This window comes from Streptomyces sp. NBC_01276 (assembly GCF_041435355.1).
Classification (GTDB): Bacteria; Actinomycetota; Actinomycetes; order Streptomycetales; family Streptomycetaceae; genus Streptomyces.
In genome coordinates this window covers 1-26,089 of the sequence record NZ_CP108442.1, presented here as the reverse complement: position 1 = coordinate 26,089, position 26,089 = coordinate 1, and the positions used below count along the sequence as shown (strand labels likewise).

At 67.9% G+C, this 26,089-nt stretch carries 24 protein-coding genes and 3 pseudogenes; 17 read left to right on the top strand and 10 right to left on the bottom strand.

The window, feature by feature from the left end; translation table 11 throughout:
• Positions 1-180: 180 nt before the first annotated feature.
• From OG295_RS00135 to OG295_RS00120, 4 genes are all read left to right on the top strand, one after another.
• Positions 181-423 carry a hypothetical protein gene (locus OG295_RS00135; protein WP_371674891.1) on the top strand — a complete coding sequence of 81 codons (243 nt, stop codon included), beginning with the start codon at positions 181-183 and terminating at the stop codon, positions 421-423.
• Between the two features lie 626 nt (positions 424-1,049).
• Positions 1,050-1,448: a hypothetical protein gene (locus OG295_RS00130; RefSeq protein ID WP_351037069.1), complete on the top strand. Its 399-nt coding sequence runs from the start codon at positions 1,050-1,052 to the stop codon at positions 1,446-1,448.
• A 467-nt stretch (positions 1,449-1,915) separates the two neighbouring features.
• A complete protein-coding gene (locus tag OG295_RS00125; protein ID WP_351036797.1) occupies positions 1,916-2,482 on the top strand; it encodes a hypothetical protein in 567 nt (188 codons plus the stop codon).
• Positions 2,483-2,715: 233 nt separating this feature from the next.
• Complete coding sequence (locus OG295_RS00120; RefSeq protein WP_371674890.1) at positions 2,716-3,534, top strand: hypothetical protein; 819 nt, start codon at positions 2,716-2,718, stop codon at positions 3,532-3,534.
• A gap of 289 nt (positions 3,535-3,823) precedes the next feature.
• Here the strand turns inward: OG295_RS00120 and OG295_RS00115 are convergent, their stop codons facing one another.
• Complete coding sequence (locus tag OG295_RS00115; protein WP_371674889.1) at positions 3,824-4,375, bottom strand: DUF4232 domain-containing protein; 552 nt, start codon at positions 4,373-4,375, stop codon at positions 3,824-3,826.
• A 243-nt stretch (positions 4,376-4,618) separates the two neighbouring features.
• Between OG295_RS00115 and OG295_RS00110 the strand changes: the two genes are divergently transcribed.
• Positions 4,619-5,512: an IS982 family transposase gene (locus OG295_RS00110; RefSeq protein ID WP_371674888.1), complete on the top strand. Its 894-nt coding sequence runs from the start codon at positions 4,619-4,621 to the stop codon at positions 5,510-5,512.
• Positions 5,513-5,575: 63 nt separating this feature from the next.
• Here the strand turns inward: OG295_RS00110 and OG295_RS00105 are convergent, their stop codons facing one another.
• The gene (locus OG295_RS00105) at positions 5,576-5,815 is read right to left on the bottom strand and encodes a hypothetical protein (protein ID WP_371674887.1); all 240 of its coding nucleotides are present in this window, start codon (positions 5,813-5,815) and stop codon (positions 5,576-5,578) included.
• Positions 5,816-6,192: 377 nt separating this feature from the next.
• Here OG295_RS00105 and OG295_RS00100 point away from each other — a divergent pair, with 377 nt between their 5' ends.
• The 5 genes from OG295_RS00100 (at position 6,193) to OG295_RS00080 (ending at position 12,625) form a co-directional block, all read left to right on the top strand.
• Entirely contained in the window at positions 6,193-6,867 is a 675-nt protein-coding gene (locus OG295_RS00100; RefSeq protein ID WP_371674886.1) for a hypothetical protein, read from the top strand.
• Between the two features lie 533 nt (positions 6,868-7,400).
• Positions 7,401-9,095 carry a WD40/YVTN/BNR-like repeat-containing protein gene (locus tag OG295_RS00095; protein WP_371674885.1) on the top strand — a complete coding sequence of 565 codons (1,695 nt, stop codon included), beginning with the start codon at positions 7,401-7,403 and terminating at the stop codon, positions 9,093-9,095.
• A gap of 673 nt (positions 9,096-9,768) precedes the next feature.
• Positions 9,769-10,293, top strand: a complete 525-nt coding sequence (locus OG295_RS00090) for a hypothetical protein (protein WP_371674884.1) — start codon at positions 9,769-9,771, stop codon at positions 10,291-10,293.
• The gene (locus tag OG295_RS00085; RefSeq protein WP_371674883.1) at positions 10,290-11,222 is read left to right on the top strand and encodes a hypothetical protein; all 933 of its coding nucleotides are present in this window, start codon (positions 10,290-10,292) and stop codon (positions 11,220-11,222) included. Before OG295_RS00090 ends, OG295_RS00085 begins: the two co-directional genes overlap by 4 nt.
• A gap of 110 nt (positions 11,223-11,332) precedes the next feature.
• Positions 11,333-12,625 carry a hypothetical protein gene (locus tag OG295_RS00080; protein ID WP_371674882.1) on the top strand — a complete coding sequence of 431 codons (1,293 nt, stop codon included), beginning with the start codon at positions 11,333-11,335 and terminating at the stop codon, positions 12,623-12,625.
• On the opposite strand, the gene OG295_RS00075 is transcribed toward OG295_RS00080, so the two are convergent.
• From OG295_RS00075 to OG295_RS00060, 4 genes are all read right to left on the bottom strand, one after another.
• Positions 12,622-12,753, bottom strand: coding sequence for a hypothetical protein (locus OG295_RS00075; RefSeq protein ID WP_371674881.1), 132 nt, complete (start codon positions 12,751-12,753; stop codon positions 12,622-12,624). The genes OG295_RS00080 and OG295_RS00075 overlap by 4 nt on opposite strands.
• A gap of 342 nt (positions 12,754-13,095) precedes the next feature.
• Positions 13,096-13,335 (bottom strand): hypothetical protein, encoded by a 240-nt coding sequence (locus OG295_RS00070; protein ID WP_371674880.1) that lies wholly within the window; start codon positions 13,333-13,335, stop codon positions 13,096-13,098.
• Positions 13,336-13,499: 164 nt separating this feature from the next.
• Complete coding sequence (locus OG295_RS00065) at positions 13,500-14,240, bottom strand: barstar family protein (RefSeq protein WP_371674879.1); 741 nt, start codon at positions 14,238-14,240, stop codon at positions 13,500-13,502.
• 163 nt (positions 14,241-14,403) lie between these two features.
• Entirely contained in the window at positions 14,404-15,996 is a 1,593-nt protein-coding gene (locus OG295_RS00060) for an ISL3 family transposase (RefSeq protein ID WP_371674878.1), read from the bottom strand.
• 163 nt (positions 15,997-16,159) lie between these two features.
• Here OG295_RS00060 and OG295_RS00055 point away from each other — a divergent pair, with 163 nt between their 5' ends.
• Positions 16,160-16,750, top strand: coding sequence for a hypothetical protein (locus tag OG295_RS00055; protein ID WP_371681053.1), 591 nt, complete (start codon positions 16,160-16,162; stop codon positions 16,748-16,750).
• Here the strand turns inward: OG295_RS00055 and OG295_RS00050 are convergent.
• Positions 16,728-17,177 carry a hypothetical protein gene (locus tag OG295_RS00050; RefSeq protein WP_371674877.1) on the bottom strand — a complete coding sequence of 150 codons (450 nt, stop codon included), beginning with the start codon at positions 17,175-17,177 and terminating at the stop codon, positions 16,728-16,730. The two genes, OG295_RS00055 and OG295_RS00050, sit on opposite strands and share 23 nt — an antisense overlap.
• Positions 17,178-17,248: 71 nt before the next feature.
• On the opposite strand from OG295_RS00050, the gene OG295_RS00045 reads away from it, so the two are divergent.
• The 3 genes from OG295_RS00045 to OG295_RS00035 all read left to right on the top strand — a co-directional run bounded on the left by OG295_RS00045 (position 17,249) and on the right by OG295_RS00035 (position 19,234).
• Complete coding sequence (locus OG295_RS00045) at positions 17,249-17,461, top strand: hypothetical protein (RefSeq protein ID WP_371674876.1); 213 nt, start codon at positions 17,249-17,251, stop codon at positions 17,459-17,461.
• Positions 17,462-17,690: 229 nt separating this feature from the next.
• The gene (locus tag OG295_RS00040) at positions 17,691-18,320 is read left to right on the top strand and encodes a hypothetical protein (RefSeq protein ID WP_371674875.1); all 630 of its coding nucleotides are present in this window, start codon (positions 17,691-17,693) and stop codon (positions 18,318-18,320) included.
• A gap of 149 nt (positions 18,321-18,469) precedes the next feature.
• The gene (locus tag OG295_RS00035; protein WP_371674874.1) at positions 18,470-19,234 is read left to right on the top strand and encodes a GIY-YIG nuclease family protein; all 765 of its coding nucleotides are present in this window, start codon (positions 18,470-18,472) and stop codon (positions 19,232-19,234) included.
• 78 nt (positions 19,235-19,312) lie between these two features.
• Here the strand turns inward: OG295_RS00035 and OG295_RS00030 are convergent.
• Both OG295_RS00030 and OG295_RS00025 read right to left on the bottom strand, forming a co-directional pair.
• Positions 19,313-20,422: pseudogene (locus tag OG295_RS00030) on the bottom strand (IS110 family transposase); the annotation flags it as partial.
• A 311-nt stretch (positions 20,423-20,733) separates the two neighbouring features.
• Positions 20,734-21,339 (bottom strand): TetR/AcrR family transcriptional regulator, encoded by a 606-nt coding sequence (locus tag OG295_RS00025; protein WP_371674873.1) that lies wholly within the window; start codon positions 21,337-21,339, stop codon positions 20,734-20,736.
• 236 nt (positions 21,340-21,575) lie between these two features.
• On the opposite strand from OG295_RS00025, the gene OG295_RS00020 reads away from it, so the two are divergent.
• Together OG295_RS00020 and OG295_RS00015 are read left to right on the top strand one after the other, a co-directional pair.
• Positions 21,576-22,748 carry an FAD-dependent oxidoreductase gene (locus OG295_RS00020; RefSeq protein ID WP_371674872.1) on the top strand — a complete coding sequence of 391 codons (1,173 nt, stop codon included), beginning with the start codon at positions 21,576-21,578 and terminating at the stop codon, positions 22,746-22,748.
• Positions 22,749-23,541: 793 nt separating this feature from the next.
• Positions 23,542-24,213, top strand: a pseudogene (locus OG295_RS00015) (reverse transcriptase N-terminal domain-containing protein); the annotation flags it as partial.
• Between the two features lie 12 nt (positions 24,214-24,225).
• Here OG295_RS00015 and OG295_RS00010 read toward each other — a convergent pair.
• Positions 24,226-24,546: pseudogene (locus tag OG295_RS00010) on the bottom strand (transposase family protein); the annotation flags it as partial.
• A gap of 95 nt (positions 24,547-24,641) precedes the next feature.
• Here OG295_RS00010 and OG295_RS00005 point away from each other — a divergent pair.
• Positions 24,642-25,022 (top strand): DUF6221 family protein, encoded by a 381-nt coding sequence (locus OG295_RS00005; RefSeq protein WP_371674871.1) that lies wholly within the window; start codon positions 24,642-24,644, stop codon positions 25,020-25,022.
• Positions 25,023-26,089 lie beyond the last annotated feature (1,067 nt).

Here is a 26,089-nt window from a genome sequence, read left to right as displayed (position 1 = left end):
AGCTGGCGACCACACGCAGTCACCAGCAGGGTGGGTTTCCCGAGGAACTGGCGACAGTTGAATAGGAGACCCCACCAGTACCGAGCCCGGATCCGCCCCCGTAGGGCCGGAGTTCACCCGTCCGGAGGCAGGCCGGACACCGGCGCACGGGTGCTGGCGGGAGGTGGGAGGGTGGGGTGCATGGATGAGCGTTGGGTGGGGCGGCGGGTGTACGGGGACGAGTCGGATGGGCAGGGCCAGGGGCCGGAGGAGGGCCGCGCGTACGTGGAGCTGCTGGGCGGGCCCCCGCAGGAGATCGTGGACGGGGCGGTGCTGATGTCGGATCACGGCCGGTTCGGGCCGGGTGGCCGGTCCGACTATGAGCCGGCCGGAGGGGGATCCGGCGACGTCGGCCGGTTCGTGTGGCGGGGCGACGTCCCGTAGCTCTGGGCGGCCTGGCCCCGTGCGGGTCTGGCTAGGGCGTGGGTAGCCCGTGCCGACCCGAATGAGAGGGCCGTACGATTTCGAAGAGAGAATATCGCCGGGTTTCTCATCTTCTGCCAGGAACGCGGGCACGATTAACGTGGCCCCGGTACCCCGTTGTCGGGGGTACCGGGGCCGTAGATGGTCCGGTCGTACTGCCCCAGAGCGCTCTGGGTACCGGTCCTGACCTGCACACCCATATCGGCGCGGACTGATCACGACCCCAGCCGAGAGATGAGGCGCCGACCCGGTACCTGCATGTCGGGGCGTGGCTCCGGGCGCAAGGGCCGGTCTGGTTGGGCACCCGGGTGACGGGCTGGGGTCTGGCGGGGGATTCGGGGGCGGCCGTGGCGGACTCCTGGGGAGATCGGAACGCGTCACTCCCATGTGAGCGCACGTTCGAATTCGCAGTCGAGTGCGGCGTGTCCCCTCGGCCCTAGACCAGTCCAACTGTCCTGTGACGGCGAAGGTTGATCATTGCCAACGAAGGTTGATCATCAGTAGGTTCGTGCCATCGAAGTTTGAGCGGTATGGGGCGCTGCGGGAGCCGCCCATCCGGCCAGCCTCTCCGACAGCCAGGAGCCTGCGTGTCGATCGAACTCGACTTCCCGGAGTTTCCCTTCGAGGAGGCCCCCGGCTTGATCGGCTGTCGGCAGGAGCCCTGGAATGGCGTCCTCGTCGTGGTGGACCACATACCGTTCACGACCGGCGACAAAGTCACTTTCGACGTCACGGTCTGTGGTGACACCGACGGGCAAAGTGTGGCCGCGCAGACTCAGGGCGTCGTGAACGTCACCGCTGACACCACCTCCGTCAGCTACACCATCCCCTGGGAGGGTGTTCTGGACGCCGTCACTGAGGGCTCCATCATCGCCTCCTACAGCCGCACCCCCGTCGACGGCAGCACGCCATCAACCTCGCAGGAAGCCATCGTCCGGTACTCCCGCCAGCAGTCCGGTGGCACCGTCTGCGGTCCAGACAGCTGAGTCGTATTGGGCCCGTCCTCGCGTCGACGGCCGGAGAAGCCCTGCATCGCCATCTGCCCTGGCGCCGGTGCGCAGGTACCAGCGTCAGCCAAACTTCGATGGCACGGGCTCAGACTTTGATGTCACAGGACACTGTTGTCCTGTGCCATCGAACCTTGAGCGCGTGCCATTGAACTTTGAGGACTCCGAATCGTGGGACCAGAATCCAGAGTCCGTCGTCGTGCTTGGCACACGTTGATCCGTTGGAGGTGTGCCATGGAAGGCGATCCACCGTGGTGGGGGATGACTGCGATCTCGGCTGGATAGCGGTGGGGCTTGGGGCGGCTCTCCTGTTGGTGATCGCCACGGTTGCCCTCGGCGTGATCTGAACGCGGCGGAGGCTCAGACGCCAGTTGTTCTGGTCGGTATCAGCACGTTGGTTACGCCGATCTGCTTCCCCCCAGCACGATGCCCTCTAGCCTCGGACCATGGATTGGCTCATAGCGGCGGTGGTGGGAATGGCAGGCGGTGCCTCGATGGAGGCCGTCGACATCATCAGGGCCGTCAGATGGCACCGTCAGATGCCGTGGAACGTCCAGTCGGACACCATCGATCCGCCCCAGCGCAGAGCCGATGTGCGGCCCGGCGAGGAGCAACTGCCCGCACCCGGTTGGAAAGCGTATGTGTTCGCCGGGGTGCTGCGGCTGTTCGTCAGCGGTGCCCTGACGGGTGCTGTGGCGGCGGCCTATCCGCAGAGCACGAACCCGCTGGTGGCGCTTCTCATCGGGCTGGGCGCGTTGTCGGCTGTCGAGAAGGTCGCCACGCTGGTGCCGTTGATGGTGAAGCATGCCGGTCGGGCTGCGCTGGGCGGTGTGGTGGAGGAGGCACGGCAACAGACTCAGGCCCTCCAGCAAAACACTCAGCAGTCTGGCCCTGGGCAGTCGAATGGCGCTCTGCCGGGACCCCAGACGGGTAGTCCTTCAGCAGGGATTCCACAGCCGGACGCCGGCGTTGTCGGGCAACAGGATCCGACGGCCGCAGGAGGTGCAGCGTGACGATTGTTGCCGAGTCCTTCGTGGGCCGCTTGCTGGCTGTGTTCTCACGGCGTTCTCCCGGCTTCCGGCCTCCCCTGAAGACTTCCGGCCTGTTCGCGCCGGATAGTCCTGCCATGTCTCCTTCCGCTCCAGTTCAGGCTGTTCCCCGCCCTCGTGAAACAGCCCAGACCGATCCGGCCCAACACCGCGCCAGCAGGCTGAGCCTGGCTGGCGCAGCGGCTCGCTGGAAGTCCGTGACTCCACAGGAGCGGCTCCAGCGTCGCCATGACCTGCTGGCCGTCGCACGTTCCCTGGAGTCTGCTGCCACAGCCCTCAACCGCGACCGCGTCCTCGACCTCGGCCTCGACCTCGGCCTCGCCCACGGCCTCGTCCGCGACCTCGTCCGCGACCTCGCGCGCTCCCGCGACCTTGACCTTGACCTCGACCTCGGCCCCGACCCCGCCCGCGACCTTGACCGCGACCTCGACAGAGCCCTCGACCTCGCTCTCGCCCGATCCCGCAACCGCGACCGCGACCTCGACATCGTCCGCGACCTCGATATCGACATCGACCTCGACCTCGTGCGCGACCTCGACCTCGACCTCGCCCGCGACCTCGTCCGCGACCTCGACAGCGCCCTCGACCGTGCCCGCTTCCACGTCCGCACCCGAGCCGGCGCCCGCAACCGCGCCCGCAACCTCGACCTGAGCATCATCCATGCCCTCAGCGTCGTCCATGCCCTCAGCCTTGTTCGTGCCCCCGAACCCGACCACGTCGGCGACCGTGCCCTAGACGTCGTCCACGAACTCGCCCGCGACTTCACCGAAGCTCATGACAATCTGATCGACGCGGCAAGTGACTTCGTTGGCGCCGACCTCACCACCGTGGATCTTGTTGAGGTCAACCTCGCGGGGATCCGCTGGGACAGTGACACCCAGTGGCCCGCTCCTGAGTGGACAGCTCGCATCCGCAGAGCGTCCATGGAGGACCCTCCTGGATCAGGGGTCCTCATCGTCCTCCCTGAAGAGGGCCACGACTTCGCCGATCACGGTTCCCTGGCGCCAATGTCATGAGGTGGCACAGCTAGTCGTGCCGGCCCGCTTCGATCAAAGTTCGGTGGCACGCGCTCAAGGTTCGATGGCACAGGACAGTTGTCCCGTGCCGCTGGATCTTGACCGTTTGCCATCGGACTTTAACGGACGCGAGTTTGTGTCATCGGAGTTTGATCACCGCAGGTCAGCGACTCGGCGCACAGAAGGTGCGCTGAGTCGCTGACCTGCACTTATGTGCAGTTTCTCGTAGACGTGTAGGTCAGAGCCTTGCGATCGTCATGCAGGCTGCTCGATTTGTGAGGACGGGGGGTCAGGAAGGCTCGACCGCCGAGACCGGGGTGGCTGTCACCTTGTTGTCACACTCGGCCCACCACCCGTCCTTCAGGGCGACCTTGTGCTCCCCGGAGTGCGGCAGCCCGATGACCATCGTCGGATACGCCGCCGGGGTATTGCCCGAGACGCAGTAGCCGTCGCCCTCCCCCTGGACCTGGACGAAGGTCAGCTTCACCCATGCCTTGCCCTGCGGCCGGACCGTCACGGCGGCCGCTGTGCCGGTGGGGGTGACCTTGAGCGGGGTGTTGCCGGCGCCCGCGACCGTCGGATAGCCCTTCAGGACGCACGTCTTCTGGGAGACGTTGGTGAACTGCACGACCGCCGCCCCGGTCCCGGTCCCGACGGGCCGGTGGGCGGCCTGCCAGGCGCTGACCTGGAGGGCGGAGGCCGGGCAGGCGGGCGGCGGGGTGGAGGTGGTGGTGCTCGCCGCCATGGCGGTGCCGGGCAGGATGCCGGTCACCGCCGCCGCGACGGCCATGACCGCCGTCGAAGCCAGAGCCGCCCTGCGAATGCCGTTGCTGTGACGCATGCTGTCGTCCCCCTGAGTCGTCTCGTCCGCGGGCTTCGGTCGTCGGTTATTGCCCCGCGGTACGCGTGGTACGTGAGTGAAGATATGGGCGGGAGAGCTGCAGGGTTCCGTGTGGCGACTACCTGTGACGCAACGGTCAAACTCCGATGGCAAACGGTCAAGATCCAGTGGCACGGGGCACCAACTAGACGAGTAAGTCCGAAGTCTTCGGGCGCATGAAGCGAGGGTCTCGTTGATCCGTTTGTGACGACAGATCTCGAAACCCTCGCTACAGCACTCTACGTGAAGATCGATGACTCTCTGGCAGGAACGCGGCGGCCGGGGCGGCCTCCGAGGCTGACGGACGCGGAACTGTTGACCGTGGCAGTGATGCAGGCCGTCCTGGGTTTCGCCTCCGAAGCCAGGTGGCTGCGGTTCGCCCGCCGCCACCTGGCCGCGGAGTTCCCCTACCTGCCCGGGCAGTCCGGCTACAACAAACGCCTGCGAGCCGCGAACACGCTGATCAGCAGGTTCATCCGCACACTCGCCCGGGACACCGACCTGTGGCACGACGACGTGTGGATCGTGGACTCCACACCCGTGGAATGCGCCCGCTCACGGCCCACCGTCAAACGCTCCGACATGGCCGGCTGGGCCGGCTACGGCTACTGCCCCTCACACTCGCGGTTCTTCTGGGGCCTGCGCCTCCACCTGCTCTGCACCCCCGGAGGCCTACCCGTCGCCTGGGCCCTGGCCAACCCGAAGGTGGACGAGCGGGAAGTCCTGGCCGACATGCTCACCCAGGACGCCGATCTGCTGACCACCCACCCCGGACAGACCGTCGTCGGCGACAAGGGCTACGTCTCCAAACACCTCGACGCCTTCATGGCCGACCACGGCCTGACCCTGCTGCGGCCGAGCTACCGCAACAAGAAACCCAGGCCGGGCGAGCACCTGCTCAAGCCAATCCGGCAGCTGATCGAGTCGGTCAACGACACCCTCAAAGGCCAGCTGGACCTCGAACGCCACGGAGCCAGGACCCCAGCCGGAGTCCTGGCCCGGATCGGACAACGCATCCTCACCCTGACCGCAGCGATCTGGCACAACCGGGCCAACGGCACAGCCATCACACGATCACTCATCGCCTACGACCACTGACCAAGACTTCGGACTTACTCGTCTAGTTGCCGAGCATGGCAGAGCTGGCGAGTTCTGCCGTAGTCAGGCCCGCGCCTCAATATCGAGCTCGTCCGCTAGCAGGTGATTCTCCAGCCGCTCAGTCTCAAACTCGTCGCTGAGGACGCCATTGTGGATGGGCTCGACCTCCTCCACGAGGAGGGGGTGGTGGACGTGCTCCTCGATGAGGATCGGTTCGGCCTTGGTGGGTCCTGTGTCTGCCTGGGCCGCGGTGGCAATGCCGCCCATGAGTGCTGCCGCGAGGAACATTGCGCTGCCTGCCATCTGTGTCTTCCTGGGAAGGGCCATGCATGCCCTAACGAGGGCATGGGGTGTTGGGCACTCAAGGTTTGATGGCGCGCGCTCAAGTCCGGCGTCACAGGTGTGAATGTGTGGTCTGGAGGCAGCGGGTGGGTGTCAGCACGGGTGCGACGATTGTGCCTGCTCTCGCCGACTCCTGGCGCTGATCATGTCTTTGCCGAGTCTGCCGGGCCGGCGGATGTTGGTGGGCTGCTGCCGCGCCGGTTTGTCCAGGGTGGTCGTGTGCCGCGGGGCGGTCAGGGTGCCGTGCTCGTGGTGCGCGCCCCGCGCGGCCGTGCTCGGTGGAGTGGATCTTGGTATGGTTGCGTGACCTTGTGGGGGATGGGCCGGTTGGACGGTTCATGATCAAGAAGATGCTGCTGGTCGCGATCGCGGCCGCCTCTGCCCTGTCGGTCACGGTCTCCGGTGCCGGCGCCGCCGTCCACGCTCCCCGTGCCGCTGACTCGTGCAAGGGCGTTGTCCTGGATAAGCCGGCTCAGAAGTACGGTGTCCGGGATTCCGTCGTGAAGAACTACGACCAGTTCAACAAGGGCGACTGTCTGACCCGGATCGTGCACGACGGTGCGGTCAAGGGCTACTTCACCAAGAGGGTGGAGTCCAAGCAGTACGCCGGGATGACCAAGCCGTTCGATTTCATCACCTGGACCCCGGCGAAGGGGAACGCGGCGGGCGCGGAGCAGAAGAGCTTCTACGTCGTGTACATGGGTGAGGACAAGATCTACATGGACAGTGACGAGATCCCGGCCGGGCTGCCCACCTGCGACGCCAAGGTCAAGGGGCAGAGCGCGCGCAAGTACAGGGCGAAGGTGCGGATCTATGGTGAACCGCGCCGTGACATGAAGGTGTTCGTCCGGACCTGGAACGAGATCGAAGGGTTCACCGCCACTGACAGCTACTTCCGGCCGGGTGACTGCATCATGCTGAGCGGAGCCGCCGCCAAGCACGACGGGAAGGACGTCTACGAGACGACCGGCTCCGCCTGGGTCATGGCCGAGGAGGTCGAGCTCATCAAGTAGACGTCTGCGCGGCCCGGGCCGCGGCTCCTGCGCCCCCACCAGCCGAGCAGGGCCATTCCAGCCTTCGCCGTGAGCTGGCCACCCTTCCCGCGCCCACACCCTGACCGCTCCGCCCGGCTCCCCCCGCCGGCCGGGGCGCCGCCCCGACCGGCCTCCCCCCTGGCTCGGTCGGGGCGCTTTCGTTTCACACGGTGGGAGGCGGAATTCTAGAGGGCTCGTTGGGGCGGCGAGGCGCAATCCGCGAGATGATCACGCTGCGTGCATCATTCAAGTACGTTCTGTGTAGTGCCTCCCGCGAGCGGAGGTTTCCTGACGGGAACAGGGGTGATGTGATGGCGTCCAAGGCGCAGCGTTCGGGTACCGACACGTGGGAATCCGTGGGTCCTTACAGTTCGGCGGCGTCGGTGGAGTGCTTGCCGGGGCCGAAGGGGGGCTCGGTGATCCTGGTTTCCTCTCCTGCCACGGTGGGCGGCTTCTGGAGCGAGGACGGCGGGGACACGTGGCAGCCCGTCAGGCCGCCGACCCCTTACCCGGTGGGCACGTCTTTGGCCGGCAGTCATGCCGATCCGCAGCGGTGGTGGCTGGCCACCAGCTCCCTGCCCGGCGTGCACGAGAGCGGCATCTTCCGCACCGATGACAAGGGCGCCAGCTGGGAGCGGCTTGAAGCCAAGCTGCCGGGGGGCGAGTCCTTCGCGTCGCTCTGCGCGCACCGCAAGGGGCAGGTCCTCGTGGCGCTCACGATGGGCGGGGACACGCTCGTGAGCCGGGACGGCGGCGACAGCTGGCAGAGCGAGGACCTCACCGAGGGCCGTGCTGTACTCAAGCTCGCTCTCCTGGGCGACGATCTCATCTTCCAGCCCCAGAGCGAGGGAGTCCTTTACGCCGTCCGGGACGCCGCCGGCGAGCCGCAGCCTCCCGAGGCCCTCGAATTCCTGGAAAGCGGACAGTTCGTCTTCGCGTGGGACGCGGCCGGCCGAACGGTCGGGGCTGTCGTCCTCGGCGCCAAGGGCGGCCTGGTCATCAGCCGGGACGCGGGCGCATCGTGGGAGGCTCCCCGGAAGTCCCTCTACGGGGGCTCCGTGGTGGTACGCACCGACGGAACGAGTGACCAGATCCTGCACCAGGCATCCGCGATCACCCAGCTCGACAACGGCGACGGCGTGTTCCAGAGGGTCAAGCGGCCGGGGGACCTGGTGGCCGACTTCTGCCTGCTGCCCGGGGGCGGCTGGCTCGCTGCCGATCGTGTCCACGGCCTCTACTCCACGACCAACTGGCAGACGTTCACACGCAAGGGTGTTCCCGCGGCCTCCGTCACCGCGCTGGCCGTGACAGAGGAAGCCGTGCTGGCCGGGACCGAGACGGGCCTGCTGCGCGCCTCCCTGCCCGTCGAGGGCCCCGACTGGCAGTCACCCGGTGGGCTGTTCATCAGCGGCAACCACGTCGTCGACATGGACGCATGGGCGGAGAACCCGTCCCTGGTGTGGAGGACCCGGAGGATCAACCTGACCTGCGCGGCCGAGCGCAGTGACGACGCGGGGATGACGTGGCAGCAGCGGGGGCAGTGGCCCGACGCCGTCTTCGCCGTCCACATCCACCCCCTGGACCCTGACCGTGTCATGCACAGCTTCGGCTACCTGAACAACGGCACCGAGGTCCTCGGCGTACGGACGACCAACGACAGCGGCAACTCCTGGAGCGAGCACGACCACGGCCGCTTCTACCTCGGCCTCGCGGCCGACCCGGCCGACGCCGAGGGCAACGGCGTCTGGATGGCCTCCCACACCAACGGCCTCTACTACTCAGCCGACTTCGGCGAGACCTGGGAGAAGAAGACCTCCCACGAGGCCAGCGCCGTTCTCCACACCGGCGCCGGCACTGGAACCGGCCGCCTGCTCATCGGCGGCGACACCATCCGCTACAGCGACGACGGCGGCACCACCTTCCACCCCGCGCGCATCGAGCACACCCCAGACCCCCTGCGCGTCGTCGCGTTCGCCCAGCACGACGGCACCCTCTACGCCGCGACCGCCAGCATCTGGTACCCGGGAAATCCCCCTGTGATCACAGCCGGCCACGGTGTCCTGCGGTCCCGGGACAACGGCAGCACCTGGCACGACGCCTCCGGCAACCTGCCCACCCTGGACGTACGCGCCCTGGCCGTCGACCCCGCAGGGCGTCACCTGTACGCCGGCCTGCAGGGCGGCAGCGTCCACCGACTCGCCCTCTGACAGCACCCACACACCCCCAGCCACAACAAGCTCGGCCCAATACCGGCGCCTGCCAGGGGCCCTTCGGTCGGACACCACACTGATTGCGCCCATCACACGCTCGACCGAAGAGCCCCGCCAGCCGTCCAGTCCTCCGGCGCATCCGGGCCACGCCCCTGTTTCCCCTTCCGCGTGGCCCAGAGTTGCGGCCCGGGCGGGCTCCCCTCTCCGGACGCCGTAGGCCGACTGCCCAGGCGAAGCGGCGCCCGGGCACCGGGCTGCCGCTCAAGGTTTTCAGCAGAACAGTTCCCCGCCGCGGCCCCTCACCCCTTTCTGGGGCCAGCTCGGCCGGACGCTGGGCCTGCTCGGTGGTGGGAGCGCACGCCGGGGCCGCCCACAGCCGCTTCTCGGCGCGCCCGCAAGCGGTGGAGACCAGCCGCTCCAGGGCGGTCGTGCCGGGCAGCTCGGACAGGTGCCGGCCGGCTGGAGGCGCATGCGTGGAGGGGGCGGCCGGGTCCGGTGCCGAGCAGACGGTGCCTGCTCGGCCGCGGACGGCCTGTTGTGTGCATGCGGCCAATTCGGGGAACCATGATCACGACACTGGTGACAGGCGGTAGTCGTCCGTTACGTTGCGTGCGCATCCATTCGGGCTGCGAACTCTCGTTCGTCCCACCCCCGAAGGGGCTTGTTCGGCATGCGCAGATTCCCCCGTATCCCCCTCGCCGTGTCCATGGCGGCCTTCGCTCTCCTCTGCGGGCTCTCGCCCGCGGCGGCCGCCCCGCTACTGTCCGGTCCACCCGCCCACCTCCACCGAACCGCCGCCGTTCTGGCGCCTTTTGATGGCGACGAGCCGTGCCCTGGCGGGGAGGCCAAGCCGTGCTCGGCCTCGCCGGAGGAGCGCGGGGCCGTTGATGGGGACCGTGCTGCGGCCAAGCAGGACGCTGCCGCGGCCAAGGAGGACATCGGGGCCGCCAAGCAGGCGGCCCAGCGGTGCACGGCGGAGTCCAAGGCGTGCATGACGCAGCTGATCGGCGGCGGCACGACGCGGGAGACCGACATGGCGCAGGCCCGCGACGAGCTGGGCACCATGCACCCGGCGCCGTCCGCCAACGCCGAGACCGCCCTCGACGGCACCTGCGCCTCCTTTGCCGCCGACCTCCCGGCCGGCCTGTCCAATGCCCCCGAAATGGGCGCTCTGTGCGGGGAGATGAACCGATGAAAACGACGACCACCGGCATGCGAGGCCGGCGCGCAGCCCTGGCCGCCACCGCCACCCTCCTCGCCCTCACCTGCACCACCGGTACCTCCCACGCCACCGCACCGCCCGAGGTACCGGCGCCGGTCGCCTACGAGGGCACCACCGAGCTCGCCACGACGCAGAAGGTCACCGAGTACTGCGCCTCGCACCCCGGAGGCTGCCGGTTCCAGATCAACCGCGCAGCGTCCGGCGACTACTACAGCGCCGTCAAGTCGCTGGGCAACGCGGTCGTGAACTGCACCAAAGACGAGATCACCGTCGCGCGGGAGATCACCCTGCGCACCGCGAGCAGCGACAACCTCGGCGGCGAGATCACCGGGAAGATCGCGATCGAAGGCACGATCAACACCTCCGGCGAGGTGACCGCAGGCGTCGACGCGAAGGCCAAGGGCGAGTTCTCCACCCCCGACAAGTCCAAGGGCCCGACCGCCACCGTCGGCGCCGAGGCCGGAGCCTCGGGCAGCGGGAAGATCGCCGGCTCCCTCGGCGTCAAGGGAGCCTTCGAGGGCGCCTTCAAACTCGCCTACCAGCGCACCTGGACGACCGAGCAGACCGAGAAGACCACCTACAACACCAAGGTCCGCCCCGGCGACGCACTCGTCTTCGGCGCGAGCTCCGCCATGCAGCGCATCGCGGGAGAGATCACCACCGGGACGGGCCTCGGCATTCGCAGGGTCGTCGTCGACGGCCCCTCCACGGTGAACACCAGCACCTTCGTCGCGGACACCTTCACCGTGCCCGGCAACACGTGCGAGCGCCTGCGGCCGGAGGGCAAGACCGGAACCGAGGACACCACCACACCCGCCCCGCCCCGCGGCCTGACGCCCGCCGCCCTGCCAGAGGGCTCCCGGTTCAAGGACCGTGACGTGCTCACCCCCGCCACGCCCTGACCACCCGCGAGACCCCTGTGGAGAACCTCATGACATCCCGCCCCTGCTCTGCCGCTCTCGCTCCCGCCTCAGCTCCCGCCTCCGTTGTCTCCCTTACCCGCAGCGCGCCGGTGATCGGCTTGTGTCTGTCCCTCGGCCTGCTCGCCGGAGCGCCCCTCGCCCACGTGGCCGCCCCGCCCGCCCAGGCCGCGGCCCCGGTAGCGGTTACCGTCCTCAACGGCGACTTCGCGCAACCGGCCTTCGCCGGCGTCAACACCGCCGTCAACCCGCACGCCTGGTCGGTCGGTCCCACCGCCGGTGTCGGCACGAACGGCGGCGTCGTCCGCTGGAACGCCGTCACGAGCGGCCACCCCGACGGCCTGACCGCTGCCATGCTCCGCCTCCCCAACGAGGCCACCCACGGCCTCAAGCAGCGACTGCGCGGAGTGCGCGGCGGGGCACGGGTCACCGTGACCTACGACGAAAGCCCGAGCGTCTCCCAGGGCTGCACCGCCGCAGCCCTCGCTCAGGGCCAGACCTACACCGTCCAGGGCGCAGGCGGTGCCCGCACCAACCGCACCACCCTGCCCACCACCGAGAAACTCCCCAGCAACTACTGGAAGTCGGCCTGGCGCACCGGGGTCACCCTCACCTTCACCGCCTGGGGGAACGAGCCGCTCCTCACCTTCACCTCCACCGTCCCAGCCGCGCAGAACAACAACGGCAACTGCGGCCCGCTCATCACCAATGTCCGCGCCACGCAGGAGCCGCCGCCGGTGGACAAGACCATCCCGGCCGGCGCCCTGCCCGCCTCCGAAGCGTTCCTGGGCAACGACCGCCGCAACACCGCGGACGCAGTCGCCTACTGCAACGGCGCCGCGAACCGCTGCACGTTCACCGCCGAAGACGACTACTCCTTCAGCTACTACGCCCCCGCCCGCGTCGCCGCCGAAACGTACTTCAACTGCACCCGCAACACCCTCAACCGCACCCGCCCCGTCTCCACCGCCAACCGCACCTACAGTGACCTCCCCGCTGCCGCCGGCCTGCCCAGCACCGGCACCGCAGCCCCCACCAACATGGCCCAGCAGTACACCCAGGGCACCGGTCTCACCCCGGCCTGGAACACCAGCCAGGACCGCCAGGTCACCGAGATCGTCCAGCCGGCCGAAGCCTCCTGGATCGAGACGCAAGCCGCACGCCGGCGCACCGAGGGATGGTTCACCGCCACCACCAAGGCCACCGACCCCAACTCCGACTGGCGCCTGCACACCGTCCTCGACCACCCCTCCACCGACCTCTCCGACCGCATCTACCAGCGCACTGGCCCCCTCACCGCCTCCGAGAAGCAGCGCTGCCAGTCCGACCGCCCCAGCGCCGTCACCCCGGTGGGCGCCACGTCTCCGGCCGGTGCCGAGCGCTAGCCGCGGCGGCCGAGCGCGTTGAGGTTGGCGTGCCGCAGCGGGGTTAGCCGGGTGACGTCCTCGTTCGGGTCGTCTTGCTCGTGCTGGTCGGCGGGCAGGGGCCGCAGCTGTTCGGCGTCGGCGTTCATGTAGCGGGTGGTCCAGCACGGCGGCGTTCGGCACCAGCCGAGCTCGCCGGGCTGGCCCTCCTGCCCGTCGCAGTGCGCCTGATGAATCTGCCCGCGCTTGACCGTGGCTGATGTCGCGGTGGTTGCTGCAGGAATCTGAGGGCCGAGCTCCGGGGTGAAGGGCGCGCTGTCGTGATCCGCAACCGGCCGGGGACGGCTTCGCTCGATCGGATGTTCCCGCCGTCGGGTGCCGCCCCGGCCTTCAAGGGCTCCTCGTCGTCTGACAGGGCATCGGGTGCCCCACCGGGCCAAGAGCGTGGCCCCGTGCCGTGGTCGGTGCGGGGCCACGCTGGCGTGCGGGGGTTATCGGCCGCTGTGGTCGATGACGTTGCCGTTGGAACAGTTGTTGGTGTGGTCGCCGACCCAGTCGCCCAGGACGGGTACGACGGCTACTTCCTGCAGGCAGACGGCGGCCGCGGTGAAGTTCCAGTTGTTGGCGGCGTTGATGCCGGCGCCGAAGTTGGAGTCGTTGTCGGCGTGGGCGGGCGTGGCCATGGTCGCCACGGTGAGTGCGAGGGCGGCGAGGGTGATGATCTTCTTCATGTCGGGTGCAACGAGGCCGGCGCGCGCAGGACACCCGTACTACGGCGGGAGAGTGGTCACGTGGCTTCGCTGATGAAAACGGGGTTCTGGCACAGATCTTGGGGAGCCATCGCGGAGAGTCATTGCGGTGTTCGAGGATGGGCGTGTCCTGCGCGGCTGGCCATTCAGTCGTTCGAATGTTCGCGGAGCAGTTGCTCAGAGCGGGACTGGAGGATCTCCAGGGCCTCGTGGATCGAGCAGCTGAGGTGGTCTCGGATCAGTTTGATGGCCTTGATGGTCATGCCGCCGAGGATCTCTTCGTCTGCGAAGGAGAGCGGGCCGGCCGTCCAGGGGGCGGACGCGGGGTCTCCGCCGGGCCAGTCGATGTCGGTCAGGGTGGCGAGCAGGCGGCCTTCCGCGAGCGCCACCGCCACGTCCATGCCGCGGGCTGCCTTCTCGGTGAAGGCAACGGGGGCTGTGTGATCCAGGAGGAAGACGAAGTGCTGGACCATGCGCGGCCGCCACCACTCATCCGACTCTCCGTCGGCGTCCAGGCGAAGGTTGGAGTTCCAGGCTGCCTGGGCGAGAACCGATACGAACAGCCCGAGGAAGTCCGACTTCAGCAGGTCGTCCGCGTGCTCGATCAGAATCGCGAGGTCCTGGTTTCCGTGGCCTGGACCGTGCCAGTCGTGGAGGCAGTCCACGAGCGCGTCCCAGTTGTGGCCGAAGTAGCCGAGGAACGACAGGTCCCGGGCGAAGGTGCGGAAGACGGACGCCGCATCCTGCATTTCCCGGCCGTCCAGCCGCAGGACGAGACCGTTTCGCTGCACGAGCGCGGCCGTTTCCAACGCTAGCCATGGGTCGGCCGGAGAGGTGAACACGACCCATGGAGAGCGGCGTTCCGTCAGCGTGGGCACGGTCGTCATGGGTGAGATCCTCGCACGGCACGTACTCGGAGCCCGAGCGATTAAAGGAGCGTAGATCGCGCCCAACGAGCACCGTCTGCCCAGGTCAGGAGGCTATCGACCATCTTCAATGCGAACGGACAGCCGAAGGTTTGAGCTTCGGATCCGTCCTTGCTTTGCGGGGCTACTGCAGCAGGATCATCTTCCGCAGCAGGTGGAAGCCAGCTCGTCCGTAGAGCTGCCTTTTGATCTTCTTGATGCGGTTGACGGCGCCCTCGATGCTGCCGGAGCTCCACGGGAGGGTGAGTCCGGCCGTCACGGCATCGAGGTCTCGGAGCAGGTGGAGTGCGAAGCCGGTGAGGCCGGGCAGTTGGCTGGCGTCGACTGCGTGGATCCAGGCAGGGAGCCGGGCGCCGAGGCGGTCGGTGAGTATTTCGCCGAAGTCGCGGACATGTCCGGCGGCCGTGTCCAGTTCGGGGCAGCGTGCCAGGACATCCTTCAGGCCGGCGCGGTCGTCCTCGCTCAGCGCGGTGGGATGCCGGGTGAGCCAGCCGGTCACCTGCCGCACCGTCGGCGGCCGGGGCGGCGCTCCGGCCGGAGCGCCACGGATGGTGGCAACGTGGCTGCGGACCATCTGGTAGGTGACGGGCGCATTGTCGGCAACGAGTTCGCTGTGGAGGCGGGTGACGCTGGTGCATCCCTCTGCGAAGCGCCGTTCCAGGTAAGGCTTGTAGGGGTCCAGCCTGCTGGGTCTGGGCCGGTTCTCGCGGATGGTGTCCTGCCAGCGTGCGGCGTTCGCGTATCTGAGCACGGTGTTGAGACCCCAGCTCAGGTGCCGGGCGATCGCCCGGCGCGAGTGGCCTTGGGCAAGGAGCTCGTGGACCAGGGCATGCGCGGCCTTCTTGCGCTCAGCCCGCCGGCCGACGGGCGCCGGGTCGTCCTGCGGTCGGCCCGAAGTCAGTCGGGCGGTTTCCGGCAAGATGTTGCTGGGCGAAGGGCGGCGCAGACAGTCGCGGTGGGCGGCGACGCAGGTTTCCACGGCCCGGCCGAGGCCCTGCCACAGGTGGAACCGGTCAGCGACCTGCAGAGCGTCGGGGGCACCGCGCCGGGCACCCTCGGCGTAGGCGCCTGCACGGTCCCGGCAGATGATCTCCACGCCGGGGTGACGAACCAGCCACGCGGCCAGCGGCCCGGCTTCACGTGTCGGGAGTACATCGACCACGCGATGGTCTTCGACGCTGGTCAAGACCGTGGAGTAGGTCTGACCGCGACGGATGGCGAAGTCGTCCACGCCCAGCACACGCGGGGTACTGAACTGCGGATCAGGCAGTGCCATGACCCTGCGCAACAATGTCATCCGTCCCGCGCCGAAGCCCAGGTGGCCAGCCAGCCGGGCGCCGGCTCGCCCGGCCAGCGCGAGCCCCACTCGTTCCAGGGCTCGGTTGAGTCGAGTCGTGAACCGTGCGTACGGGGCGGCCAGCCCCGAGAACGGCTCAGCGAAGGTCCGGCGTGGGCAGTCCGTCGACTCGCAGATGAAGCGCCGGACCGTCAGCCGGATCGTAAAGCCCTGCTCAGCGAGCGGAAGGTCCTTCAGCTTGCGCTGATAGCGGTCGTGGACCCTGTCCGAGAGGTGGCCGCAGTCTGGGCATCCAGCCTCGTCCGCTCGGCCTCTCGCGAGCACCTCGACCGTGCCGAACGCGGCCGTAACCGCCTCGACATCCACATCATCGATCCCCTCGAACACCAGCGAGTCCCAGAACGGTGCATCGGTCTGCATGACCAGCACCATCACCGTCCACGACCGGCCACAGCAGCAGCCGGACAGGTACCTGAGGGAGCGTCACTTCCGACTGTCAGACGACAAGGCGTACGCCGTCTCACCCGAGTCGGCACCTCGCAATCGAACACCGAGGTAACCCTCCGCAACGACTCCCCAAGATCTGTGCCAGAACCCACAACTGCTCGATAAAGCCAGTCACGCCTGCCAGGCGTCGCCATGCCGGGCGGTCAGCCCCTGCGGGGCGCTTGCGCAGGGCTGCGGCGGGTGGCTGCTGTGGGTCGGGTACGCCGCCTCTGCCGGCCTGGTCCTCGATGGCGAGCTGCTCGTCTGGGATGCCGAGGCGGGCCGGCTGTCCTTTGAGGGGTTGCAGCGCCGGGCGGCTGCCCGAAGCCGTGGCGCCGCCGCCCTGGCCGCGAAGCTGCCGGCCTACTTCGTGGCGTTCGACGTCTTGCAGGAAGACGGCCAGGAGCTGCTCCAGCTGCCCTACGCCGACCGCCGCGCCCGCCTGGAAAACCTGTTCACGGAGCGCGCTCTGACGGCCCCCTGGACTCTGTGCCCGATGACGACGGACCTGGCCAAGGCCCGGGAGTGGCTGGAGTCCTGGACGGACGTGTCCGGTGTCGAAGGCATCCTCATTAAGCCCCTGACCAGCCGAGGAAGGACGGAACCCCGTGGACGCGATGCCCACGGGGTTCTGTGCTGCTTCGCCGGCCGGCGGGATGTCGACGCTACTTACCGCACTTGGTCTTGAAGCCGTCCAGCAGAGCCTTGCCGGCATCGGAGTTGTCACGCACGTACGGGCTACCGCTGATGCTGATCGAGGTGTTGCTGGTTGAGATGGACTCGCTGCCGGTCCGCTTGTTGCGGCTGTCGTCTCCGGCGACCGTCCAGATGATCTGGGACTGATCCTTGTTGAACTCGCCGGTGCTGGTCACGTCCGGCTTCTCGTAGACACCATCGCAGTCGTACTCATGATGCGAGACACTGTTGCCCTTGACGACCAGCTGGCCGAGGTGGGACGTGCCATTGACGTTCTTGACGTAGTAGGTACCGTCGAGCTTGCTGGCGCTGTCGCTGCTTCCGCTGCAGGCGGTGAGTATGAGTGAGCCCGCGGCCAGGGCCGCTATGTACGCGGCGATCTTGGCCCGCGTCCTACGTGCGGTCCTGGTGATGCTCATGATGTTCCCCCTGCGTTCGTTCTGGATAGTTCGGTTTGAGATAGAAGGCAGTCAAAATAACCTACGGATAGGTGACTTTGGCTGACCGGGACCGCCTGTCAGGCGCCTTCTCGGAGGCTGCCGAGCCGATGCTCAGTCAGCGCCAGCGCGACCTCGGACTGGTTGAGCGCGTGTTCGCCGTCCTGAATACGCCACTGCAGAAGCTGCTCGACACCAAAGGCACCACCCAGAAGATCATCATCGGCTACCTCGGCCCCCACCTGCGCAACACGAAGACCAACTGACCCAAGCCACCGAGCGAAAGAAGGGTGGGCCAGCCCGCGCCCCCATGCCCCGGCACGCAGCTGCGTGTGAGGGAGGAACGCCGAGGCACACCGGCTGACCACTGCACTCGCCAGCTCGCGGGTACCGAGTCGGCACCGGAGCGCGGTCGGGGCTCGCCTCGACCATCGCCGGCAAAACACCCCGACCGCAACCGGAACCTCACAGGCGCCCGGCCGTGTCCGTGTCCATATGGACGATGCAATTCTCAGCGCGATGCCGGGTGCGGGCCTCGCCGTGATCCTCCTGTTCCTCGGAGCGTGGGAGACCGACAGGCGAAACAAGCGGAAGGAGGCCCGCAAGGAAGTGGCAGAGAACCGGGCCACGCTTGAGGCACAGGTGAACGAGTTCGTGGCGTCGGTGCTGGCGGTGAAGGTGGCGGGCAACATGCATGAGCATCTGTACGCCGGCTGGAGGGCCAGGGGGACGCTCCTGACCCGGTGGCTGGGCGGGGCGAGTGCCGCCTATCTCGGCTCTCCGCGACACGGGCTGCCGGCCGCAATGATGGCAGTCCACGCCATGAACGCAGTGGTTGATCAGTGGGATGAGGCGAGCACGGTGTCAGCGGCGAAGCTGGCGGCCCCCTTGGGTCGTCTGGGGGCGGCCGCCGCGCCACTGATGAGGCGCCAGGAGGCGGGAGTGGCCGCAGCAGTGGACAGGGTGTTCACAGCGATCACCGAGAACTACGCAGACGAAGACCGGATCAATCAGGCCTTGGCGGCGTTGTACGACGTGTTGCGCCCGGCCCTGGATCCGCCGACTCCTCCGCGACGCCGGTGGACCCTGCGGCGCCGGAGTGGTGAGCTCCGGCTTCAGGGCTGACTCCGGTTCGGCGGCTTCGCGGCCGGGACCTACACCGTCGCCGCCCTTCCCCGCTCGCCACCCTGCCCGAGGGAGTAGGACCGAGATACCACGGGCGTCTGGAGTGTTGGCGCCGACAGGCCCTCGGCGTCTGCACCGGAAGGAACTAGATGATGCGCACGTACCTGTTGGCGGCCGAGGGGTCGGTCCTGACGAAGATCGGCCGGGCCGCCCACGTCGGCAATCGGGTGGCTCAACTCCAGACCGGCCAGCCCATGACCTTGACCGTGCTCCTGGACAGCGTCGGCGACTACGAAGCCGCGCTGCACGGCCGTTTCGACGCGCAGCGCGTACGGGGTGAATGGTTTGACCTGACCGTGCTGGGCGACCCGGTCCGGCTGGTCCTGGCAGCCCTGGCAGCCCTGGCAGCCCTGGCCGAGATGGCCGCCACCCCGCCCTCAGCGGCGGCTCCCCAGCCACTCCTACCCGTTCCCCGTCAGCTACCCGCCCCCGTTTCTCACGAGCTATCCGCCCCGGTCCCCCCTCGACCGCCCTGGTCCGCAGACGCGTTCGGGCCCGACCCGGGCGGGGCTTCCTGCCGTTGGTGCGGCGCCCCCGTGCATCAAGGGAACACCCGCACATCGCGGCTGTACTGCAAGCGGGCTCACCGGCAACGCGCCTTCGAAGCCGAACGCCTCGGCCTTCCGATGTTGAAGGACCGGCCGCCGGCTCAGGCTCCCGTGGCACCGGTGCCCGTAGGCGATCACCACCAGTGCGGCTGGTGCCGTGAGCCCTTGGTACGCCAGCCCCTTGGCAGGCCAGTCCGGTACTGCTCAGCCGGCTGCAAACAACGCGCGTACGAAGCGAGGAAGGTCGAGCGCGCCGTGCGCGCCGCGCGCCTCGCGGAAGGCGGACCCGATCAGGTCGTGACATGACCTGAGGGGAGCGGCGGGGACCAGGAGGGATGGGCAGCGGGAGCCGGAGCCGGAGCGACAGGCGGGATCTGTCAGGTCTGAGAGAATCGCCTGCTTGTGGCTCTTACCCTCGGCTCGTTTACGGTCGTAGAAGGTCTTCGATGTGGGACAGAAACGGGCAGCGATCTGGGCGGAGAGGTAGAAGACGCGCAGGAGTCTGCGGTGGTAGCGGTGGGGTCGGCGCATATTGCCGCTGATGCGACCTGAATCCCGTGGGACGGGTGCGAGGCCGGCAACTCCGGCGAGACGTCCCGCGGTGCCGAAGGCGTCCATGTCACCGCCGGTGCAGGCGATGAACTCCGCCCCCAGCAACGGACCTATGCCAGGCATGCTGATGATTACCTCCGCGTCCCGGTGCTCCCGGAATCGGGCCGCGATCCGCGCGTCGATGGCGGCGATCTCTTCGTCCAGTGCCAGGACTGTCCGGGCCAGGGTGTTCACCACGGCGGCGGCTGTGCTCTCCCCCGTCACGGCGGTGTGCTGGGCCTGAGCCGCGGCGACGGCCGCATCAGCGATGGCCTGGGAGCCACGGACTTTGCGGGTCTTCAGCCAGGCCGCGAGTCGGCTCGGGCCAACCCGGCGCAGGCCAGCCGGTGTTTGGTAACCGGTCAGCAGAATGAGTGCCGCCTTGGAGGCGGCATAGTCGAAGGCCCGCTCGAGAGCGGGGAAGTACTCCAGGAGCTGTGCTCGCATCCCGTTGATGGCGCGTGTGCGGTCGGCGGTGAGGTCATAGCGGCGGGCGGTGAGGATCTTCAGGTCCACCGCGATCTCGTCCCATTCCTGCAGCGGCTGCAGGTCCCGACGCATCCGTGCCTGGTCGGCGATGACGTAGGCATCCTTCGCGTCGGTCTTGCCGTCCCCGCGGTAGCCACGGGAAGCGTGATGGACGGTCCGGCCAGGAATGTAGAGCAGTCGCTGACCATGGCCGGTCAGGAGAGCGATAAGCAGAGCGTCCCCGCCGGCATGCAGGTCAGCCGCCCAGGTCACCGGGCTGTCCTGGGCCAGTGAGAGGACGTCGCCTATCAGTTCCAGGAGCTCGGGCTTGTTGTTGGGAACCCGACGCGAGAGCACCTTCGTCCCGTCCGTGTCGATCACCGTGCAGTGATGCGCGGCCTTGCCGGCATCCGTCCCCGCCCAGAGCTCGGGCACAGAGCCTCCCTCGTCGTCCGCTTGACTGACCCTGCAGACGACCACGCCGACGTGTCCTTACGAAGCGATCTCTGTTCGCTCATCCCAATGAGTGGCCGTGTCGTCGCGGGGCACTGGGCGGCCAATCAGTCAAAGCCACACGTACGGCATGAGCGTCGTCTGCCACACCCAGGCCCCTGGGTCTCCCGATCGTACGAAGGACCGGAATCAACCCGCCAACACGGTAAGGAGCGTTTCACTTGGCGGATGAGTACTCGAGTTGGCGGGTGTTTCACTCCGCGAGAACGTTGCGGCCTTTCGAGAGGTCGCGGTCACCCGTCCCGACCGGCGTGGTCTTCCTGTCCCGCCAGGGGGGTGGCGGCCCAGCCGTGTTCCAGCAGGGTGAACAGGTCGCGCATGGTTCGGGCCGGGTCTTCGCCTGCACGGGCGATGCTGGGGGCTTCCAGCGTGAAGCGTGCCAGGCCGGCGATGGCGGGGTCTTCCGGGGCGAGCCCGGTGACCTCGGCGAGGACGGCGGCCAGCGTGCTCTCGTGGCGCAACCACATGCGCCGGGCGTAGTCCCGCAGCGCGGGGGTGGATTCGATGAGGACGAAAGTGGGGTCGTCGGTCCGCACGGCGGTTCGGGTGCGCACCATATGGTCGCGCAGGGCGTGCAGCACGGGCTGGCCGGGGGCTCGGTCGCGAACGGCGGCGACGAGGGCGCTCTCCATGTCCGTGTCCAGGTCGAAGACGAGGGCTTCCTTGCTGGGGAAGTGCTTGAAGAGCGTGCTCAGCGAGACGTCGGCCGCCTCCGCCACCTCGCGTACGCCGACGTTGTCGAAGCCGCGCTCGGTGAACAGCCGCACAGCAGCATCCGTCAAGGCCTGCCTCGTCTGGGCCTTCTTGCGTTCGCGACGTCCTGCCGTTGTCCCGGTCATTCCGCCACCTTACCCCCTTGAGGGGATTCGATCGTAAAGGCAATCGACTGCAAAGTCGGAGCGGTTGTACTTTTGTAGCTGCTGTGCTTCTATGAGTGGCGACGGCCGACCGGCACCCGGCCGCCGTCACCTGGGACGCGTTCCCACACCGGAACGACTGATCCGCCATGCCCAGAACAGGGCGTCGCCACAAGGCACCAGCACCCTCCCCAGCCTTTGAACGGAGCGTGACCCTCATGTCCACCACCACTCGTATCGCGATCGCCGGCGCCGGCCTCGGCGGCCTCATCTGCGCGCGCATCCTGCAACAGCACGGCGTGCCGGTCACGGTCTTCGAGCGCGAGACCGACCCCCACTCCCGCTCGCAAGGCGGCACTCTCGACATCCACGAAGACACCGGCCAGGCAGCCCTGCGTGCATCCGGCCTGTTCGACCAGTTCCTCGCCCTCTCCCGGCCCGAGAGCCAGGAGTGGCGCTTGTACGACCGCCACGCGACCCTGATACGCCACGACCAGGCAGGCGTGGGCGATCTGAGCAGGCCCGAGATCGACCGCGGCCAGCTGCGCGCGCTCCTGCTGGACTCCCTCGCCCCCGGCACGGTCCGCTGGGGTCACTCCGTGAAGGCCGTCACGCCATTACCCCGTGGTACCGCCCGCCTGCATCACCACGACCGCACGGGCGGCGAAGACTTCGACCTGGTCATCGGCGCCGATGGCGCCTGGTCCCGGGTACGCCCCGCGCTTTCCGACGCCCAACCCTCCTACGCCGGTGTCACGTTGGTGGAAGTCCACTTCGACGACGTCGACCACCGTCACCCCGGCATCGCCCGCCTGGTCGGTCGCGGCACCATGTCGGCCAAGGCGGGCCGCCGCAGCCTGGTGCTGCAGCGCAACAGCAACGGCCACGTCCGCGGCTACGTCAACTTCCGCGGCCCCCAGGACTGGCACGCCGGCCTCGACCTCACAGACACCGAAGCAGTACGCGCGCGCCTCCTCGCCCAGTACCAGGGCTGGCACGAGAGCCTGCTGGACATCCTGCGCGACAACGAGGGCAGTTTCATCAACCGGCCCATGTTCGTCCTTCCCGTTCACCACTCCTGGCAGCGCGTCCCCGGCATCACCCTGCTCGGCGACGCCGCCCACCTGATGCCACCCGTCGGCGTCGGCGCCAACCTCGCCCTGCTCGACGGCGCCGAACTCGCCCAAGCCGTCATCGACCACCCCACCATCGCCCAGGCCCTCGACGCCTACGAAAGCGTCATGCTGCCCCGCGCCACCGACAACGCCAAGACGGCCCAGCAGATGCTCACCACCCTCATGCCCGACACCGACTCCGACGACGCCGCCTTCCCCGACAGCCTCTGGCCAGCCAACACCCTGCCTGACTCGCGACCCGCTCACACCAACTGAGCTCGGCCGACAACGCACCCCCAGCCTCCGCCGACGGGATGGCCACCAGGAGAGATCGTGGCGGCGGATGGGTCCGCATGAGTGCACCAGCCGGCGAATCCCGCCAGGTGAAGCGCTCAGTGTGCGACACGAAGTCGCTCCAGGTAAGTAAGTCCAGCCACGTGAAGGAGGTATCGATCGGCTGAACTTCGGGTCAGTGTCCAAGGCCCGTCCCCGCGCTCCCATGCGTCGCTGGTAACGGCGGGGTGTGAAGCGGAGTGTTCAAGCCCAAGAGCGTCCCGGCCATCGGGGTGCAACAGGCGAGGGGAAGGCTGGACGGGCGAAGCGCAAGTGAACCCTTGATGATGCCTCGTGACTTTAAGACCGCGTCGATGGCGTGTTGGCGGCGGTCACAGGACCCGGTGCTGTGAGGCACCAAGCGACCTTCGGGTAACTGAGCCCGGAGGGAGGACACCGCTGGTTCCGGGGTAGAGGGGGCGCCCACCCCAGTCGCGTCTTACTGGTGCGGAACGTGGAAACCCCGACGGGGTCCAAGCCACTGGCTTGGTAGGCCGACCGCAAGGGAGGTTGAAGTCCTCGCCGGGAGAAGGAAGATCCAAGAAGCGAAGGCCGGCAGGCCGAAAGGCCAGAGGAAACCGGGAGATCGGGACCTTCACCCGCTCTCGCATAACTCGCCGGATACGGGACCTGGTGGCCCGGCCCGAAAGGGCGCCCACGTGGATCAGGTGAGCCTTTGAAATCACCACTGCAAGGAAGCCGGAACCGAGGGACAAGTTAGACACCGAAGGCGAACATGGAGATCACGGCACCTGTCGTGACGCCCTCGCCTGCGGTGAACGGACCCGAGGGCGACTTACTCGACTGGCACGGTATCGACTGGGCCACCTGCGAGGAGAATGTACGGCGGCTGAGGCAGAGGATCTTCAAGGCGGCGCAGGACGGGGACCTCAAGAAGGTCCGCAACTTGCAGAAACTCATGCTGCGGAACCGCAGCAACACGCTGGTCAGCGTGAAGCGGGTGACGCAGCAGAGCAGTGGTCGCATGACCGCTGGCATCGACGGGGAACGGGCCCTCACGCCGAAGGCGAGAGGCGCCTTGGCGGCCGAGATCCATCGGTCGTTCATCCCCAAGAGCAACGGGAAACAGCGACCGCTCGGCATCCCGGTCATCCGTGACCGGGTTCTCCAGGCCCGCGTGAAGAACGTGCTGGAGCCCGAGTGGGAAGCGCGGTTCGAGCCGAGGTCCTATGGATTCAGGCCCGGCCGCAGCTGCCAGGACGCAATATCCGCGATCTTCTGGACGGTGAAGGGCAGGAACCCGAAGCGTCTGTGAGTCCTGGATGCGGACCTGTCGGCGACATTCGACCGCATCGACCACAACCACCTCATGACCATGCTCGGTCAGTTCCCCGCCAGGGATCTGATCCGCGGCTGGCTGAAGGCGGGCGTGATCGACCGCGGCAGACTCCGATACCATCACGATGAGCACGGTGCCCTTGGCGAACCGCTTGCGGGGCTGGAGGGCGAGTATCGGCCCGAGGTTGTCGATGATTCGGTCCGCCGCCGACTTCGAGATCCCGAACAGCGGGGCGAGCTGGCGCATGGTCAGGTTCGTGCGCCAGTACGCCGCGACGAGCAGGGCCCGGTCCTCCAGCGGAAGGCTCCACGGCCGGCCCCTGCGGACCGCGTCCGCACCCTGGCGCCGCAGCACCGTCACCAACTTGCCGAAGGCGCGAGGGCTCAGCCCGGAGAACAGGGCTGTCCAGGACGGCTCGGACGCCGTGATCACACCAGCCACAGCAAGATCATTCCAGTTGCCGGGCCTGCCAGCCGGGCCCTGCCCACAGTATGGAATTAGGCGACCGGGCCTCATGCATCGTTCAGGATGACCTCATGAGCCAAGACCTTGTGGAGTTCCTCCACGCACGGCTGGACGAGGAGGCCGACCTGGCCCGACGCAGCGACAGTGACGGCTGTGGGGAGTGGACCGCTCACGGGCACACGGTCGACTTCTGCCAAGGAGAACTCTCCGGCTTCCATCCCACGATGGCCCTGCACGTCGCGCTGCACGACCCGGCTCGTGTTCTGCGGGAGGTCGAAGCCAAGCGACGCGTTCTCTCCCGCCATGTACTCAGTCCGGCCACCGGCGACCCCGAACTGCCGTGGGACAACCGCGATGACTGCCAGTACGACGGTGACACCTGGCCATGCGACGACCTGCTCGACCTCGCCTCACCCTACGCCGATCACCCCGCCTACCCGCGACTGCCCTGAGACGGAGATCGTTTGCGGGACAGGCCTTAGCTGTAGATCGAGGGGCGACTTCGCTGTCTGCGACGCCGCAGTTGGTGTCCCTCCTGGCAGCGCTTGGTTTTGGGCTGTTCAGGCCGGCGAGGTGCGGCGTGTGGGGACAGTGCGTTGCGGCGCAGGTGGTGTCATCAGGATGAGTTGAGCTGGACAAGTGAATCTGAGCAGGTGTCATGCTTCTGACCTGGGGTTGTGCAGGTTGGCTGAGCACTGCGCAGTTTCACTGTTTGCCGACAACACGCGAGGTGTCGAGGGTCGTGCATGGGTTGATGACCAAGATCCCAGAGTCTATCCATGATAGTAAATGAAGCGAAGGTAGCCAGGCTGATGACGTGATGGGCGTGGCTGCGTATGTCATGATCGGGCCAAGAGCCGGCCGTGGGGTCGGACTAGATGGAGGAATCATGACTGTGTCCAAGCGAGTTGCTGCATTCGTGGCCACGGCTGTGGCCGTCTTCGGTTTCGCGATTGGCGGTGTGGCCTCCCTCGATAGCGGAGCCGTCACCGTTCAGGCCGGAACCATCAGCAACCACCCGTAGCAGGGAAGGGGGCTGCTTGCTCCCCAGGGTTGGGAGCAAGCAGCCCCGAACGGGCTGTGTGCCTGGACTCTGTGAAACCGGGTCATCCTGGCTCGTAGCGAAGCGCAGGACTCCGGCCCGAAGGGCCGGCCCCGTGATGGTGGGTGTGCGGTTGTGGGCCCTGGTCCGAGCCAATGCCAGTCGGCCAGAGCCAGGCTCCCGCCTGCTCTGCTGCTGAGGCCCGCGGAGCGGGCTAACCCTGGAGGCGCAGCCGGAAGGGCTCTGGGTGGGGGAGCGGAGCGGCCCCGCCCAACGGGCTGGGCCCGGACCCCGTGAAACGGGGTCACTCAGGGCCGCGGAGCGGCCCGTTCGGGGACCGAGCGAAGCGAGGCCCCCGAACCTTGTCCGGAGCGAAGCGCAGGACCCCCGGCCCGACGGGCCGGCCCTGGCTCGGCGAAGCCGAGCCCGTCGAGCGCAGCGAGGCGGTTCTCTCCTGAGCGCGCAGCGCTCAGGACC

What these genes read in the sequence shown, in the direction of transcription:
- OG295_RS00135 (WP_371674891.1), top strand. Translation starts at nt 181, where the DNA reads ATGGATGAGCGTTGGGTGGGGCGGCGGGTGTACGGGGACGAGTCGGAT.
- OG295_RS00125 (WP_351036797.1), top strand. Translation starts at nt 1,916, where the DNA reads ATGGATTGGCTCATAGCGGCGGTGGTGGGAATGGCAGGCGGTGCCTCG.
- OG295_RS00115 (WP_371674889.1), bottom strand. Translation starts at nt 4,375, where the DNA reads ATGCGTCACAGCAACGGCATTCGCAGGGCGGCTCTGGCTTCGACGGCG.
- OG295_RS00105 (WP_371674887.1), bottom strand. Translation starts at nt 5,815, where the DNA reads ATGGCAGGCAGCGCAATGTTCCTCGCGGCAGCACTCATGGGCGGCATT.
- OG295_RS00100 (WP_371674886.1), top strand. Translation starts at nt 6,193, where the DNA reads ATGATCAAGAAGATGCTGCTGGTCGCGATCGCGGCCGCCTCTGCCCTG.
- OG295_RS00090 (WP_371674884.1), top strand. Translation starts at nt 9,769, where the DNA reads ATGCGCAGATTCCCCCGTATCCCCCTCGCCGTGTCCATGGCGGCCTTC.
- OG295_RS00085 (WP_371674883.1), top strand. Translation starts at nt 10,290, where the DNA reads ATGAAAACGACGACCACCGGCATGCGAGGCCGGCGCGCAGCCCTGGCC.
- OG295_RS00075 (WP_371674881.1), bottom strand. Translation starts at nt 12,753, where the DNA reads ATGAACGCCGACGCCGAACAGCTGCGGCCCCTGCCCGCCGACCAGCAC.
- OG295_RS00070 (WP_371674880.1), bottom strand. Translation starts at nt 13,335, where the DNA reads ATGAAGAAGATCATCACCCTCGCCGCCCTCGCACTCACCGTGGCGACC.
- OG295_RS00065 (WP_371674879.1), bottom strand. Translation starts at nt 14,240, where the DNA reads ATGACGACCGTGCCCACGCTGACGGAACGCCGCTCTCCATGGGTCGTG.
- OG295_RS00060 (WP_371674878.1), bottom strand. Translation starts at nt 15,996, where the DNA reads ATGCAGACCGATGCACCGTTCTGGGACTCGCTGGTGTTCGAGGGGATC.
- OG295_RS00050 (WP_371674877.1), bottom strand. Translation starts at nt 17,177, where the DNA reads ATGAGCATCACCAGGACCGCACGTAGGACGCGGGCCAAGATCGCCGCG.
- OG295_RS00040 (WP_371674875.1), top strand. Translation starts at nt 17,691, where the DNA reads ATGGACGATGCAATTCTCAGCGCGATGCCGGGTGCGGGCCTCGCCGTG.
- OG295_RS00035 (WP_371674874.1), top strand. Translation starts at nt 18,470, where the DNA reads ATGATGCGCACGTACCTGTTGGCGGCCGAGGGGTCGGTCCTGACGAAG.
- OG295_RS00025 (WP_371674873.1), bottom strand. Translation starts at nt 21,339, where the DNA reads ATGACCGGGACAACGGCAGGACGTCGCGAACGCAAGAAGGCCCAGACG.
- OG295_RS00020 (WP_371674872.1), top strand. Translation starts at nt 21,576, where the DNA reads ATGTCCACCACCACTCGTATCGCGATCGCCGGCGCCGGCCTCGGCGGC.
- OG295_RS00005 (WP_371674871.1), top strand. Translation starts at nt 24,642, where the DNA reads ATGAGCCAAGACCTTGTGGAGTTCCTCCACGCACGGCTGGACGAGGAG.